A 14,836-nucleotide genomic window follows, 5' to 3' on the forward strand; every position below is an offset into this window, starting at 1 on the left:
GTCAACTTCCAGACCCTAACCCCTGCGGCAGCGGCTCCCTAGGTTCCTCAGCGAGATTGCCCCCACAGCAGAGCCACTGGGAAAGACTTGAGGACGGCGCCCACCGGCAAGGTGTCGCCAGCTGGGATCCCTTCTTGGGTGAGGCCGTTCACCCAGTCCAGCCGCTTCCAGCGCGGCAGTTGAATTTCCGTATCTTTCCAAACCAATTCCCCTAGGGGATCCTGCGTCTCGTCAATTAAGGAGGTTAAGAAGCGGGGCGCCACCACCAGGACGACTTGTTTGTCGTGCTGACGGGCAAAAGCGATGACGTGGTTGGCATAGGAGCCGCTTACTTGCAGGGGGATATAGCTGCCTTCCAGAAACAGTTGCGGCTGTTCCTGACGGCCCTTTAGCACCTGATGGATGAGAAACAGCTTAATGCGGCCGTCGTGGCGGTGGAGCAGAAGATCTTGGATCAGTTGCAGGGAATCCTGCTTAATTCGCCGCTGGATTTCCTCGAGGTAAGCTAGGCGACGGGAAAAGTCCACGGGCCGACGATTGTCGGGATCTACCATACTGAGATCCCACAGCTCCGTGCCCTGGTAGATATCCGGGATCCCAGGGCTGGTGAGCTTCAGCAGGGTTTGAGAGAGAGAGTTAAAGATGCCAAAGTGGGCAATTTTGCGCTGAAAGGGCAGGAAAGACTCCAGGAAGGGGCTTGAGGACTGCAGGATCTGATCGATGAAAGCAAGGGTGGCTTCTTCATATTCGGTATCGGGGCGAAGCCAGGCAGTGTGAACTTTGGCTTCCCGAACCGCTTTAATGGCGTAGTCTTTAACTCGCTGGATAAAGGTGGGAACTTCCTCCGGCTGAAAGGGATAGGAGCCAATTAGGGTCTGATAAAGAAAATACTCGTCGTTGCGATCCGGCAGCTCCAAACGCTTCGCTTGCTTGCTGCGGACTTTGTAGCCAAGATTCAACTCATGCCAGAGTTTAATGTGCTTCTCCCACTCGGCGGGGATTTCCGAGAGCACATTCAGGCGGGCCCGCACATCCTCGCCGCGTTTGGTGTCATGGGTGGAGGAAGCATTCATTGAGAAGGGCCACTGGGCTGCTCGTTCTTGGTTAAAGCGATGGAACTCTTGGACGGAAATGCCAAAACGACACAGATCCCCACCCACTTCGTTTAGGGATAGCAGCCGATTGTAAACATAGAAGGCCGTATCCTCTACCCCTTTGGCCATGAGAGGGCCGGCCAACTGTTGCAGCCGCATAGCAAAGTAGATTTGCTCGTTTTTCTCTTCCTCTGAGACGTTTTCAGGGAACTCAAGGCAGAGAAAGCGCTGCAGGAAATTCAGCTCGTTGACCAGAATGGGCAGGTTCTCCTTAGCTTTCTCTACAGCTTGACGGATAGCCTGTTGACCTTCTGGGCTGAGGATCCCTTCATGGATGTAGACCCGGTAGACTGGGAAACACACCAAAACCTCTGCCAGGGCTCGGCGCAAGCTGTAGAGGGTAAAGTCGTTGGCGTAGCGGTGATGGCTGGTAATCTGCTTGAGCAAAAAAGCAAGGTTGTCCATGTCCCCTGCCAGGTTGCGCTCGATAATCAGCCGTTTTTTATCTTCGATAACTTGTTCTGGTGACTGTTGTAGGTTGGTGAAATCTTGATACAGAGCACTGAAGGCTTCTGCATTCTCCGATTGGCAAAAGATGCCATTAAGCTTAGCTAAAAAGTCGTAACCCGTTGTGCCTTGAACTGGCCATTGCTGAGGTAGCTTCTCATTAGCTTCTAGTATTTTTTCTACCACGATGTAGAGATCTGGGCAGCGTTCTCGCAGACGATGGAGATACTCCTCTGGGTTAAATAAGCCATCGATGTGGTCAATGCGTAAACCCGTGAAGCGCCCCTGTTCTGAAAGCTTGAGGATGAGCTGATGTGTTTTGCGAAATACTTCGCGATCTTCCATCCGCAGCGAGATCAGATCGTTGATGGTAAAAAAACGACGATAATTGATCTCCTCAGCACCCACCTTCCAGAAAGAAAGGCGGAAGTTTTGTCGCGCCAAAAGGCTGTCCAACAAGTCAAAGCTTGAGGGATCCCCTGGCTTGCCGTTAAAAATGGCAATGTTCTCGTCAAAAAAGTTCTGAATATGTTGGCTAGAGGTGTAGAGCTCCCATAGGGAGTGCTTGGCAAAGTTAATCTGATCGGTGCGCTCTAGAAGATCTTCTTTGCTAGGGATGAATTTAAGACTGAAGAGGATCCCGAGTAATTTGATGTAATCGGGATGGCTGCGTCCTAGTTTTCGTCTTAGTTTGCCCAAGTTGTAGGTAAAAACATCGGCATAGGTATCAATATTTAGAGGAAATCTCAAGTTATAGTAGTTGATGCTAAGGCCATCAGCGTCGTAACGGAGCTGGATTTGTCCAGACTCCAAGCATTTATCGTAGAAGTCACCCAAAAAAGGTGCCAAGATCCTTCCCTTAATACCTAGATAAGAATGGTTCCAGTTGACATCAAAGTAATCGATGAAGTCTGAGTTAGGGCCACTTTCCAAAACATCCATTAACATTTGATTTTGGCCGTCGTAGGCCATGTGGTTGGGCACAATGTCTTGGATCCAGCCGATTCCCTGCCGGTTGAGGGTTTCCCACAAGAGTTCAAACTTTTCACTCCCCCCTAGCTCCACGTTGATCTGCCTGGGATCCACGACGTCGTAGCCATGGGTGCTGCCCTTGCGGGCCTGAAAGATGGGAGAAGCATACAGATCGCTGATGCCCAGCAACTTCAGGTAGGGGACAATTTGCCGCGCTGCCTCAAAGTCAAATCCAGCGTGAAACTGAATGCGATAGGTGGAAGTCGGGATCCGCATGGCGACCTCAAAACGACGACAAGGTGGCTCAGCCCATGACCAGAAGGGATTTCTCCAGGGTAGCGGCTAAGATCGGGGGCTCCTGGATAAAGATCGGCCAGACCCTAGATAGGTGTTCAGGGGCACAAGAGTGCCCAAGTGCAGACAATGATGCTAAACCAGGCAGCGGCGAGATGGGCAACGATTGTTCTCCTGCCCGTCTGCGTCTGATGCAGCAACGCCTGGAGGAGATTTTGCTGGAGGCCAGCAGCTCCCAGCCCCAGGTCAGCCTGGAGATTCCTGCTCCTCCCAGTCCGGATCCCTTGGCGGCTCCTCTGCCAGCCCATACTTTTCTCAATGGGCAACTGCCGTTGACGGTGACGCCGACCCCTGCCGAGGCCTACGCCACTTCTCAGCCGGCGGCTTTGGCGTGAGTTTGGGCAGAGCGGTTACAGAAGGCCCTGGACTGGGCGGGGAGCCAGCAGCGGCTGTTTTTCGCCTTGAACCTACCGGAGCAATCGGTTGGGCAGGGGCGGCTCTATCGCCGATAATGGGCGGCTGGTTACCGATGGAACGCGCATCGGGAATCATGTCGTGGATTGGGAGATCCCTTTTGGGAAGGATCCCTTGGGGTTTTCCCATCAGCCGGTGCTGCCGGATCCCCCGCCGGAGCGGCTATTTTTGTTAAACCGCCTGCGTCAGTTTATGCCCTACGAGTTGTGACCCTAAGCGTTTTTCTACGGCCTCCTATGTCTTCTATGCCATCCACACCAACCCTTCCCCGCGAGCCCCGCATCCTGTTGGGCCTGCGGGCTGACCAGTTTCGCCATCCTGTGGATCTGCAGGCAACCCGCTCCCTGCAGCAGGTGCCGGGGCTGGGCCTGCTGATTCAGAATTTGCTCGGCTCGACGGCAGGGGAGATCTTTTATCTGGATAACATCGCCTCGAGCATTCAAATTAACGAGCACCAGTTGCCGGAAATTCACCAGCTTCTGGTGCAGGCCTGTCGCATCCTGGATCTCGAAGTGCCCCAGCTCTACGTGCGCCAAAATCCCGTGCCCAACGCTTACACTTTTGCCATGCAAGGAAAAAAGCCTTTTATCGTTTTGCACAGCTCTCTGCTGGACTTGCTGGAGCCGCCGGAAATTCAAGCCGTGATTGCCCACGAGCTGGGCCACCTCAAGTGCAACCACGGCGTCTACTTGACAATGGCCAACCTTCTCATGCTCTCGACCAGTTTGCTCCCCTTCGGCGGGCTGTTCTATCAGGCGCTGCAAGATCAACTGCTGCACTGGCTGCGCTGTGCCGAGTTTACCTGCGACCGGGCGGCGCTGCTGGTTACCCAGGATGCAAGAACGGTGATCTCGGTGCTGATGAAACTGTGCGGCGGCTCGCCGCAGTTGGCCGCCAAGCTCAATGTGGATGCTTTTCTGGAGCAGGCCCGCACCTACGAGGAGCTGGACGACGATCTCTGGCAGCTTGAGCTGAAGCAGATGCAGACCATTGGGCGCACCCACCCGCTGCCGGTGCTGCGAGCTCGGGAAATTGAGCGCTGGTTCCGCAGCAATACTTACCGGCAAATCCTGGAGCAGCACGGCTCGACTGCTGCCTGAGAGGCCAGGATGGCTCCCCTCGGAGTGACCTCTGGCCTCCCCCTGATTGTGGGGGAGACCCTTTTCGATTGTTTCCCAGACAAGGTGGTGCTGGGCGGGGCAGCTTTGAATGTGGCTTGGAACCTCAAAGGGCTAGGAGCCGATCCCCTCTTGCTCAGCCGCGTCGGCCAGGATGAGGCGGCAGAAAGGATGCTGGCAGCGCTGCGGCAGCAGGGGCTGCGTCTGGAAGGGCTGCAGCGGGATCCGGTTCACCCCACCGGCCAAGTCCGGGTCACGCTGGATGGGGAGGGGATCCCGACCTTCGCCATCTTGCCCGACCAAGCCTACGACTACATCCAGTTGGACAGGGCAGCTCTGCAAGCCCTCCGCCCCAGCCTGATCTACCGGGGCAGCTTGGCGGCGCGTCGAGAAGCAGCCCATCGCCATTTTCAGGAGACCCTTGCCACTGTGGGCTGTCCGGTGTTTTTGGACCTCAATCTGCGGGATCCCTGGTGGCACCCAGGCCCCATCCGGGAAATGCTGCGCACCTGCGCTTGGCTGAAGCTGAACCAAGAGGAGCTGGAGCAGGTGGTGCAGCTAGAAAGCATCCCCGCTGGCAAGGTGGAGGAACAGGGGCAGGCCTTGCGGGCGCGGTTGAATCTAAAGGGCTTGTTCCTAACGCTGGGGGCGGCAGGTGCATTCCTGTTCACCGCTGGGGGGGTGTATCGGGGGGAGCCGGTGCCGGTGCCGCGGCTGGTGGATACGGTGGGGGCAGGAGATGCCTTCAGCGCGGTGGCCATTCTGGGCCTGCTGCAGGGATGGCCAGAGGCGGTGTTGCTGCAACGGGCGGTGGAGTTTGCGGCGGCCATCTGTGGAGTTGCGGGGGGTGCCCCCCCAGATCCGGCGTTCTATCGCCCCTTCCGGCAGGCGTGGGGGCTTTAGAAGCTACTGGAACTGGCGCCAGTGGAACTGGGCGTAGCGCCCCCCCTTGCTCAGTAACTCGCGATGATTGCCCTCCTCCAACAGTTGCCCCTGCTCGAGGACGAAAATGCGATGGGCGCTGCGCACCGTAGAAAGGCGGTGGGCGATAACAAAGACTGTGCAGCGTTGCATCAGCCGTTGCAGAGCCTCTTGCACCAAGGCCTCCGATTCGTTATCCAGGGCGGAGGTGGCCTCGTCCAGGATCAGGATCTTGGGGTTGAGCAACAGGGCGCGGGCAATGGCCAACCGCTGCCGCTGGCCGCCGGAGAGGGTAACTCCGCGCTCTCCAACACGGGTGGCGTAGCCATCGGGCAGGCTCTCGATGAAGCTGTCGATGTTGGCCACACGGGCCGCCTGCCGCACCGCTTCCAGGTCAAAGTCCTCTTGGCCGTAGGCGATGTTGCTGGCGATGGTGCCGGAAAACAGGGTAATCTCCTGGGGCACGATGCCGATCTGGCGGCGCAGGCTCTTGAGGGTGACGGTGCGGATGTCGATGCCGTCGATGCGGATGCAGCCTTCCTGGGGATCGTAGAAGCGCGGGATCAGGTTGACCAGGGTGGACTTGCCGGCGCCGGAGGATCCCACCAGGGCGACAATCTCGCCGGGGGCCACCTGGAAGCTGATCCGTTTGAGCACCGGCTGATCTGGTTTGTAGGCAAAGGAAACCTGCTCGAACTCCACCCAGCCCTGAATGGGGGGCATGGGACGAGCACCGGGCAACTCCCGCACCTGGGAGCGGGTATCCAGCAGCTCGAAGATCCGCTCCACCGAGGCTTCCCCCTGTTTCAGCTCGCTGTAGTTGTTGGTGATGTGGACGATGGGGTCGATCAACATGGCCACCCCGGCAATAAAGCCAAGAAACTGGCTGCCGGTTAGGTTGCCCTCGCTGATCTGCCAGCCGCCCACCCAAAACACTCCCAACACGCTCATGGCGTACAGAAAGCCCACCACCGGGTCTTGGATAGCTTTAACCTGTTCGGTTTGAAAGCGGGCCAGGCAGTTGTTCTCGGCCATGGCGCTGAAGCGGCGGATCTCGTATTCCTCAGCAGCAAAGGCGCGGGTGAGGCTGATGCCGGCAAAGGCCTCGGTTAGGAGAGAGGACAGGTCGGACATGCTCTCCTGGTTGAGGCGGGAGCGCAGCAGCAGCCGATCCCCAAACCAACTAATCAAGGCGCCCATCAGGGGGGCAATCACCAGGGTGGTCAAGGTGAGGATGCCGTTGAGGTAGAACAGGTAGGCCACCACCGCCAAGATGGTGAGCACGCTGGGGATGAAGCGGTGGAAAAAACGCTGCACCACTTCGCCCACCCGATCCAGATCGCCGGTGAGGCGGTAGACCAGGTCGCCAGTGCGGCTGCCGGAAAAGTAGTCCACATCCAAACCCTGCAAATGGGCGTAGAGCCGTTGCCGCAATTCCAATACCATTTGCAAAGAGGCCCTGGCCATAAGGGTGTCCTGGCCGTACTGGAAGGCGCCGCGCACCAGAAAAAACACCACCCCGATCAAGGCCAAGATCCGCAATTGTCCCAGATCCCCTGCGCCGATGGAGCGGGCCACCCACTCGATCAAGTAGGCGAGGGCAGGCATGGTGAGGACAAAGCCAAGGGTACAGGCCAGCCCCAGCAGCAACATCCACAGATGGGGCCGAATGAAGGGAAAAAGGCGGCGATAGCTACGACCCGGATGCACAGATCTCAGAAGAAAAGACTTCTGCCCCAATCAGCTTACCGGATCGGGCCCCAAGCGGCTGCTGGGATCCCTGGCTAGCGGGGCTGTCTCCTAGACAGCTCTGGCTAGCCTAACTTTTGCCCATACCTGGTAAGGGGGGATCCCCTTCTTCGACGGCGTCTGCGCCAACGTCGCCAGCGGGAGACCAGGCAATCGCTGAGGCTGTGGTTCATCGAACCCAGCTCCAGCCCCATCCCCACCCAAAGCAGCATCTCTGCGTGCGCATGCAACTCTTGCCAGAGGTTGTCCCGCCAGATATCCGGCTGCCACTGCCACCAACCCAGGCGGGATCCCAGCCAAGCTGCCGCCAAGCCCGCCCCCGCCACCCACAGGCCCAGGTAGAGCAGCCGCAGGGCAGTGCCGACAATCGGCCCGTGGGACCAGAAGGAGCGGTGGTGCAGCCAGCGGCGGTAGGGAAGCCAAATCCAGCGCAGGAACAGCCAGCGGCGATACTGGCGAGAGTCAGTGTCCAGATCCCCGGAAAACATCAGGCCGCTGAAGAGATAGGCGGATCCCACGGCCAGAGCTACGGCAGCGCTGTTGCCCAACAGGCCGGCTGCCAGAGTGACGCCGGGAGCTGTCCAGAGGGTGATGCGATCGTGGGTGGATCCCAGAGGCATGAAGCCAGCGCAGTAGGCCACTGCGGCTGAGTCTAGCCGCAGGAGGAGGAAAAAGCTTGCCCCGGCTCAAGTTGGCGAACCAACAGGGATCCCTCGATTGAGGCGATCCAACACCTGCAACTGACAGTAGAGCATCTCCACCCGCGGCATCTGAATCCCGCCTTGCTGGGCATAGCGGAGCGGGTTGGCAAAAATAGCCTCCAGTTCCAGGGGACGCTTGCGCTCGTAGTCGATCTTCATGCTGGTTCGGTAGGGGGCCATCTTCTCGGTGCTGGCCAGCATCTCGGGGATCAGGGTCTCCGGGAGGTGGCGGCCACAGGCGGCAGCCCCCTGGATCACCTCGTGCATCAGCGTTTCCGCCAAAGTGCGGGCCTCAGGGTCGCGGATCATTTGCTGGGTATCGGCATTGAAGATCACCGAGAGGCCGTTGAAGGGAATGTTCCAGACCAACTTCTGCCAGCGGGCCAACATCAGATCTGGAGAAAGGGAGGTCGGGATCCCGGCCCGTTGAAAATCCGCTTGAACTTGTTGAAGGCGAGGCGTGATCCCCTGGGGCGCATAGCCAGGGCCGTATTCCGCCAGCAGCACCGAGCCATAATCCAGATGACGGATGTGGCCAGGGCCAACTTTGTTGGAGCTGATGAAACAGAGGCCACCCATGATGCGCTCAGGGCCAACGCAGTTGGCAATCTCCGGCTCTGCCCCTAGTCCATTTTGCAGGAGGATCACCACACCCTTCTCGGCCAATACGGGCGGAAGCAACTGCGGCAGCAGGTGATTTTGGGTGGCTTTCAAAGCCACGATCACCCCTTCGCAAGGGGGCATGTCCTCCACTGCTGCGTAGGCATTCACCTGCGGCAAATGAAAATCCCCCCAGCAGGACTCTACCCACAGCCCTTGCTGGCGCACATGGTCGTAGTCGCTGTGGAGCAGAAAATGCACCGTGAAGCCAGCCTGTTGCAGTTTTGCCCCGTAAAACCCTCCCAGGGCGCCTGTGCCTAAGACAGCGTAGCGACGGGTTTCCGGCAACACAGCCATAGGGCGAAAGTCGGCAGATTATCCCCACCATACCGCACCCCAGGGGCGTCTCAGGCTCACTCTCTGCTGTTTTCCTCAGGCTTGGCGTCGATCAACAACACCCGCTCCTCGCCGTCGGTTTCCCGCAGGTGCACCTTGACGATCTGCTCAGGGGCCGTGGTTAGCTTGTGGCCCCAGTAGTCCGGTTGAATGGGAAACTGGCGGTGGCCGCGGTCGATCAACACAGCCAGGCGCACCCGCTCCGGTCGCCCAAAGTGGTTGAGGGCCTCCAGAGCCGCACGGACGGTGCGACCCCGGAAGAGCACATCGTCCACCAGCACCACTTCTTGGCCGCTCAGATCCCGCGGCAGCTCGCTGCGATTGGGAGTGCGCAGGCCGCCGGAGCCCAGGTCGTCGCGGAAGAAGGTGATGTCCAGCTCCCCTACCTGCGGTGGGCTCCTGAAGCCGGTGGCGATGCGATCCCGCAAGCGGTAGGCCAAGGGGACGCCGCGAGTGCGAATGCCGATCAACACCAGCCTGTCCAAGTGGGGGTGATCCCTGCCGATTGCGGTGGCCAGAGCGTCGATCAGCTCCGCTATCTGCTGCGCATTGAAAATCTCGACTGTGGACATGGGTTCCTGTCACCCCCTCGCCAGTTGGGACTCAGCTTATAAAAGCCCAAGTTAGCCCAATCTGCCGGTGGGATCCCCATCCGGTAGGATAAAAGTAAGAGCAGTCCCAAAGCCGTGGAGGTTTCCGGGAGGGATCCGCGATGTCTGTTGCTTGGCCGGCTTCTGGTTTGGTGAGACTGTCCTGGCTGACCCGTTTCCTGCGGGGTGCAGTGTTTTGCGGGCTGATCCTGTGCCTAGGCGTCGCCCTCTTGGGATCCCCGTCCTGGGCAGAAGACTACAGCAAGCGGGATCTGCAGGGGGCGAACTTTGCCGGACAAGACCTGAGCGGCTGGAAATTTCTCAAGGCCAACCTGCGGCAAAGCGATCTCAGCCACGTCAAAGCGGCAGGGGCGAATCTGTTTGGGGCCAACCTCAGCAGAGCTAACCTGCGGGGGGCCGATCTGCGCGGCGCCACCTTGGACATGGCCAATTTGCAAGGTGCCGACCTGCGGGAAGCCCAACTGCAGGACAGCATGATGTGGCTGGCGCGGGTGGAAGGGATCCAGATCGAGGGGGCGGATTTCACCAACGCCCTGATCCGGAAAGATGCCCTTGCCATCCTCTGCGAACGGGCCAGCGGCGTTAACCCCGTCACCGGGCGGGCCACCCGCGACACCCTCGCATGCGACTGATCCCTCACCCCCAGCCCCTCTCCCTGAGGGAGAGGGGGGATTGGCAGCCCAGCAAAGAGTCTCTGGGGTGGGGAATAGCTGTGGCTAGGGACTGGGGGCAGCCGCCTCAGAGCGGGTGGACTGGCGCTGAAACTGGTTGAGAAGAGAGTTCCAGGCCAAGCGGGCCATTGATAGCAGCCAATTGCCCTCCAATTCCTTGAACAAGTCCATGTTGAGCTGGAAGGCGTAATTGGCTTCCGCCACAATGCGCTCGATGGTTGCCTGATCCAGCTCCAGCGCGTCCAACTGAGCGCGATAGCGCTGCTTGAACTTGCCCTCGTGGGGGATCTGCTCGAAGTCGTAAAAGGCGGTGCCTTCCCCCGGCGGCAGGCCCATGGCCCGGCGGGCGATGTTTTTCAGGATCTGGCCACCCGAAAGGTCGCCGATGTAGCGGGTGTAGGCGTGGGCAATCAGCAGAACCGGATCCTTTTCCACCACTTCTCGAATGCGGTCGACATAGACCTGGCAAGCCGGAGAGGGCTTGACCACAGCGCGCCAATTGGGGCCGACAAAATAATTCAAGTCCTTCTCCAGGCTGGCCTTGCGCCACAGCTCCGGGTAGTAAAGCCGGCCCACCAGCGGGTGCTCTCGCAACTGCGTGAACCCCTCTTCCAGAGCGCTGTAGACAAAGTAAAAATTGCCCACATAGCGGCTGTAGGCTTTTTTATCCACCACCCCCTTGAGGAAGCACTTGATGAAGGCCATATTCTCGGCCATGGTGTGGGACTGCTTGGTGCCCTCCCGCAACTGAACAGAGAGGCTGGCAGGCTGGTGTTTTGGTTGCAGACTTTGACTCACAAAATCCTCCTCGCCAAAAACGGCTGCTTGTGTCTAGCTGTTTTCAAAAACATCAATAAATAAAGGTCGCCCTGGCCTGAGAGGCTGCGTAAACCCATTTCAACCCCTTCTCATCTGGATGGATGGGGATCCTGCTGGGGATCCCCTCTGGTCACCGCGACGCAGACCAGAACCCCCACCAGGCTGAGCGCGCCCTCCAACGACTTGACCTGGCCTCCAGGCCCACCCCACTTTTCCGAGCCCTGTTGACGACCGGCAAGCAGAGTTGGAGCAGCAGGTGACTGCCCAACAGTCAACGATTAGAATAATCTGCCTGAGTGTGAATGGATGTGAACAATCCTTAAGGCAAATTGGGGAACGCTCCTGCAACCGCGGCCCGAAGGGGATCCCAGGCGATCTGGCGACATTCGCCGGACAGGCACTCGAGGGAGCCGGCCATCTCCAGCCCTTGTAACGTTCGTTGACGATCGTTGGCAGGGTTTCTATAATTAGAGGCCTGACTGCAGCGCAACCCCTGCCGAGCAACGCATGACACAATTAGCAGTGCCATCCCCTGCCGCTTCTACCTTGCCTGACCTGGTAGAGATTCAGCGGGAGAGTTTCTTGTGGTTTTTGCGAGAAGGGTTTGAAGAGGAGCTCCTCAGCTTTTCCCCTATCGTCGATTACACGGGCAAGCTGGAACTGCACTTTCTGCCGGAGTACCGCCCTGGGGATCCCTCCAAAGGGTATAAAATCAACAAACCGCGCTACGACCCGGAGGAAGCTAAGCGACGGGATGCTACCTACCAAGCGCAAATCCGGGTGCCCACTCGCCTGATTAACAAAGAGACGGGCGAGATCAAGGACATGGACGTCTTCATCGGCGAGCTGCCTTTGATGACGGATCGGGGTACCTTTATCATCAACGGCGCCGAGCGGGTGATCGTCAACCAGATCGTGCGCAGCCCCGGCGTCTACTACAAGTCGGAACTGGACAAAAACGGTCGCCGCACCTACAGCGCCAGCCTGATTCCCAACCGGGGCGCCTGGCTGAAGTTTGAGACCGACAAAAACGGCCTGGTGTGGGTGCGCATTGACAAAACCCGCAAGCTCTCGGCGGCAGTTCTGCTCAAGGCTTTGGGCCTGAGCGACTCGGAGATCTACGACAGCCTGCGCCACCCCGAATTTTTCCAAAAAACCATGGAAAAAGAGGGGCACTACAGCGAAGAAGAAGCCCTGATGGAGCTGTACCGCAAGCTGCGGCCCGGCGAGCCTCCCACTGTGTCCGGTGGGCAGCAGTTGTTGGAATCCCGCTTCTTCGATCCCAAGCGCTACGACCTGGGCCGAGTAGGGCGTTACAAGCTGAACAAAAAGCTCAATCTCAACGTGGCGGAAAATGTGCGGGTGCTCACCGTCACGGACATCTTGGCCGTCATCGACTACCTGATTAACTTGGAGTACGACATCGGCCATGTGGACGACATCGACCACCTGGGCAACCGCCGCGTGCGCTCGGTGGGCGAGCTCTTGCAAAACCAAGTACGGGTGGGCCTCAACCGCCTGGAGCGGATCATCCGCGAGCGCATGACGGTCTCCGAGTCAGAGAACCTCACCCCAGCCTCGCTGGTCAACCCCAAGCCCTTGGTGGCGGCCATCAAGGAGTTTTTCGGCTCCAGCCAGCTCTCCCAGTTCATGGATCAGACCAACCCGCTGGCGGAGCTGACCCACAAGCGGCGGCTGTCGGCCTTAGGCCCCGGTGGCCTGAGCCGGGAGCGGGCCGGCTTTGCCGTGCGGGATATCCACCCCAGCCACTACGGACGCATCTGCCCCATCGAAACTCCCGAAGGCCCCAACGCCGGGCTGATTGGATCCCTGGCCACCCACGCCCGCGTCAACCAGTACGGCTTTATCGAAAGCCCCTACTACCGCGTTGAGAACGGCGTGGTGCGCAAGGATCTGGGGATGGTCTACCTTACCGCCGACGAAGAGGACGAATATCGCGTGGCGCCGGGGGACGTGCCGGTAGATGCCGAGGGCCGCATCACCGTCGATCTGGTGCCGGTGCGCTACCGCCAGGAATTTACCACCGCTCACCCCAGCGAGGTGCATTACGTGCAGGTGGCTCCGGTGCAGGTCATCTCGGTGGCCACCTCCTTGATCCCCTTTTTGGAGCACGACGACGCCAACCGCGCCCTCATGGGGGCGAATATGCAGCGGCAGGCAGTGCCTCTGCTGAAGCCGGATCGGCCTTACGTGGGCACTGGCCTGGAAGCCCAGGCGGCGCGGGACTCTGGCATGGTGGTGGTGTCGCGCACCAGTGGCGTGGTGACCTATGTTTCTGCCGACGAAATCGTGGTGCGGCCAGACGACGGCGGGGATCCGATTGTTTACCGTTTGCAGAAGTACCAGCGCTCCAACCAAGATACCTGTCTCAACCAGCGCCCTCTTGTCTACGCGGGGGATCGGGTGGTGCCCGGGCAGGTGCTGGCGGACGGTCCGGCTACCGAGGGGGGCGAACTGGCCTTGGGCCAAAACGTGTTGGTGGCCTACATGCCTTGGGAGGGCTACAACTACGAAGATGCCATCCTGATCAGCGAGCGGCTGGTCTACGACGACGTCTTCACCTCGGTACACATCGAGAAGTACGAGATCGAAGCCCGGCAGACCAAGCTAGGGCCGGAAGAGATCACTCGCGAGATTCCCAACGTGGGGGAAGATGCCCTGCGCAACCTGGACGAGAACGGCATTGTGCGCATTGGGGCTTGGGTGGAAGCCGGCGATATTTTGGTGGGCAAGGTCACTCCCAAAGGGGAATCGGATCAACCGCCGGAGGAGCGGCTGTTGCGGGCCATTTTCGGCGAGAAAGCCCGCGACGTGCGGGACAACTCGCTGCGGGTGCCCAACGGCGAGCGCGGGCGGGTGGTGGATGTGCGCATCTTCACCCGCGAGCAGGGGGACGAGCTGCCGCCAGGTGCCAACATGGTGGTGCGGGTTTACATCGCCCTCAAGCGCAAGATCCAGGTGGGGGACAAGATCGCGGGCCGCCACGGCAACAAGGGCATCATCTCCCGCATCTTGCCGATTGAAGACATGCCCTACCTGCCAGATGGCACCCCAGTGGATGTGGTGCTCAACCCCCTAGGGGTGCCCTCCCGCATGAACGTGGGCCAAGTGTATGAGTGCCTACTGGGCTGGGCAGCAGAGCACCTAGGGGTACGCTTTAAGCTAATGCCCTTCGATGAAATGCACGGCTTGGAGGCTTCCCGGCTGACAGTGGAGGCCAAGTTGCGGGAGGCGCGCGAGAAGACTGGCAAGGACTGGATCTTCAACCCTGAAGGCAAGTACTGTGGCAAAGTTCAGGTGTTTGACGGCCGCACGGGTGAGCCTTTCGACCAGCCGGTTACGGTGGGCCGTGCCTACATGCTGAAGCTGGTGCACTTGGTGGACGACAAGATCCACGCCCGCTCTACTGGCCCCTACTCGCTGGTAACCCAGCAGCCCCTGGGGGGCAAGGCGCAGCAGGGTGGCCAGCGCTTTGGCGAGATGGAGGTGTGGGCTCTGGAGGCGTTTGGGGCGGCCTACATTTTGCAGGAGCTGCTCACCGTCAAGTCGGACGATATGGTGGGGCGCAACGAGGCCCTCAACGCCATTGTCAAGGGCAAGCCCATCCCTCGACCCGGCACGCCGGAATCCTTCAAGGTGTTGGTGCGGGAGCTGCAGTCTCTCTGCCTGGATGTGTCTGTCCATAAGGTGGAGGTAGACAGCGATGGCCAGACCCGCGATGTGGAGGTGGATCTGATGGCCGATGTCTCCAACCGCCACACCCCCTCGCGGCCCACTTATGAATCCGTTACATCCGAGGATCTTTCTCCAGGGGCAGGAGGAACCTTTACCTTAGCCGGCCGCAGCCGCGAGGAAGACGAAGACAGGGAGGAGGAGGACGATTTTTGA

Annotated in this window: 12 protein-coding genes; 6 read left to right on the top strand and 6 right to left on the bottom strand. The window is 59.4% G+C overall.

The features are described from left to right. Positions 1–47: 47 nt before the first annotated feature. Positions 48–2,849, bottom strand: coding sequence for a malto-oligosyltrehalose synthase (treY, locus tag NW863_RS02480; protein WP_414364170.1), 2,802 nt, complete (start codon positions 2,847–2,849; stop codon positions 48–50). Positions 2,850–3,022: 173 nt separating this feature from the next. Between treY and NW863_RS02485 the strand changes: the two genes are divergently transcribed. The 4 genes from NW863_RS02485 to NW863_RS02500 all read left to right on the top strand — a co-directional run bounded on the left by NW863_RS02485 (position 3,023) and on the right by NW863_RS02500 (position 5,362). Continuing rightward, positions 3,023–3,262: a hypothetical protein gene (locus NW863_RS02485; protein ID WP_414364171.1), complete on the top strand. Its 240-nt coding sequence runs from the start codon at positions 3,023–3,025 to the stop codon at positions 3,260–3,262. 160 nt (positions 3,263–3,422) lie between these two features. Further along, on the top strand, positions 3,423–3,551 hold the full coding sequence (locus tag NW863_RS02490; protein WP_414364172.1) for a hypothetical protein: 129 nt from the start codon (positions 3,423–3,425) through the stop codon (positions 3,549–3,551). A 26-nt stretch (positions 3,552–3,577) separates the two neighbouring features. Continuing rightward, positions 3,578–4,441: a M48 family metallopeptidase gene (locus NW863_RS02495; RefSeq protein ID WP_414364173.1), complete on the top strand. Its 864-nt coding sequence runs from the start codon at positions 3,578–3,580 to the stop codon at positions 4,439–4,441. Between the two features lie 9 nt (positions 4,442–4,450). Continuing rightward, positions 4,451–5,362: a carbohydrate kinase family protein gene (locus NW863_RS02500; protein WP_414364174.1), complete on the top strand. Its 912-nt coding sequence runs from the start codon at positions 4,451–4,453 to the stop codon at positions 5,360–5,362. A 3-nt stretch (positions 5,363–5,365) separates the two neighbouring features. On the opposite strand, the gene NW863_RS02505 is transcribed toward NW863_RS02500, so the two are convergent. The 4 genes from NW863_RS02505 to pyrR form a co-directional block, all read right to left on the bottom strand. Next, positions 5,366–7,090: an ABC transporter ATP-binding protein gene (locus tag NW863_RS02505; RefSeq protein WP_414364175.1), complete on the bottom strand. Its 1,725-nt coding sequence runs from the start codon at positions 7,088–7,090 to the stop codon at positions 5,366–5,368. A 104-nt stretch (positions 7,091–7,194) separates the two neighbouring features. Then, positions 7,195–7,770 carry a metal-binding protein gene (locus tag NW863_RS02510; protein ID WP_414364176.1) on the bottom strand — a complete coding sequence of 192 codons (576 nt, stop codon included), beginning with the start codon at positions 7,768–7,770 and terminating at the stop codon, positions 7,195–7,197. 45 nt (positions 7,771–7,815) lie between these two features. Continuing rightward, positions 7,816–8,787, bottom strand: coding sequence for a putative 2-dehydropantoate 2-reductase (locus NW863_RS02515; protein ID WP_414364177.1), 972 nt, complete (start codon positions 8,785–8,787; stop codon positions 7,816–7,818). 56 nt (positions 8,788–8,843) lie between these two features. Then, entirely contained in the window at positions 8,844–9,398 is a 555-nt protein-coding gene (pyrR, locus tag NW863_RS02520) for a bifunctional pyr operon transcriptional regulator/uracil phosphoribosyltransferase PyrR (protein WP_414364178.1), read from the bottom strand. Positions 9,399–9,538: 140 nt separating this feature from the next. On the opposite strand from pyrR, the gene NW863_RS02525 reads away from it, so the two are divergent. Next, complete coding sequence (locus NW863_RS02525; RefSeq protein ID WP_414364179.1) at positions 9,539–10,069, top strand: pentapeptide repeat-containing protein; 531 nt, start codon at positions 9,539–9,541, stop codon at positions 10,067–10,069. A gap of 84 nt (positions 10,070–10,153) precedes the next feature. Here NW863_RS02525 and NW863_RS02530 read toward each other — a convergent pair whose 3' ends face one another. Beyond that, positions 10,154–10,906 (bottom strand): heme oxygenase (biliverdin-producing), encoded by a 753-nt coding sequence (locus NW863_RS02530; RefSeq protein WP_414364180.1) that lies wholly within the window; start codon positions 10,904–10,906, stop codon positions 10,154–10,156. A gap of 528 nt (positions 10,907–11,434) precedes the next feature. Here NW863_RS02530 and rpoB point away from each other — a divergent pair. Next, a complete protein-coding gene (rpoB, locus tag NW863_RS02535) occupies positions 11,435–14,836 on the top strand; it encodes a DNA-directed RNA polymerase subunit beta (RefSeq protein ID WP_414364181.1) in 3,402 nt (1,133 codons plus the stop codon).

Source organism: Synechococcus sp. B60.1 (assembly GCF_047462555.1).
Lineage (GTDB): Bacteria > Cyanobacteriota > Cyanobacteriia > Thermostichales > Thermostichaceae > Thermostichus.

Excerpts from the sequence above, each read along its gene's own strand:
- treY (WP_414364170.1), bottom strand. The coding sequence starts at position 2,849 with ATGCGGATCCCGACTTCCACCTATCGCATTCAGTTTCACGCTGGATTT.
- NW863_RS02485 (WP_414364171.1), top strand. The coding sequence starts at position 3,023 with ATGGGCAACGATTGTTCTCCTGCCCGTCTGCGTCTGATGCAGCAACGC.
- NW863_RS02495 (WP_414364173.1), top strand. The coding sequence starts at position 3,578 with ATGTCTTCTATGCCATCCACACCAACCCTTCCCCGCGAGCCCCGCATC.
- NW863_RS02500 (WP_414364174.1), top strand. The coding sequence starts at position 4,451 with ATGGCTCCCCTCGGAGTGACCTCTGGCCTCCCCCTGATTGTGGGGGAG.
- NW863_RS02515 (WP_414364177.1), bottom strand. The coding sequence starts at position 8,787 with ATGGCTGTGTTGCCGGAAACCCGTCGCTACGCTGTCTTAGGCACAGGC.
- pyrR (WP_414364178.1), bottom strand. The coding sequence starts at position 9,398 with ATGTCCACAGTCGAGATTTTCAATGCGCAGCAGATAGCGGAGCTGATC.
- NW863_RS02525 (WP_414364179.1), top strand. The coding sequence starts at position 9,539 with ATGTCTGTTGCTTGGCCGGCTTCTGGTTTGGTGAGACTGTCCTGGCTG.
- rpoB (WP_414364181.1), top strand. The coding sequence starts at position 11,435 with ATGACACAATTAGCAGTGCCATCCCCTGCCGCTTCTACCTTGCCTGAC.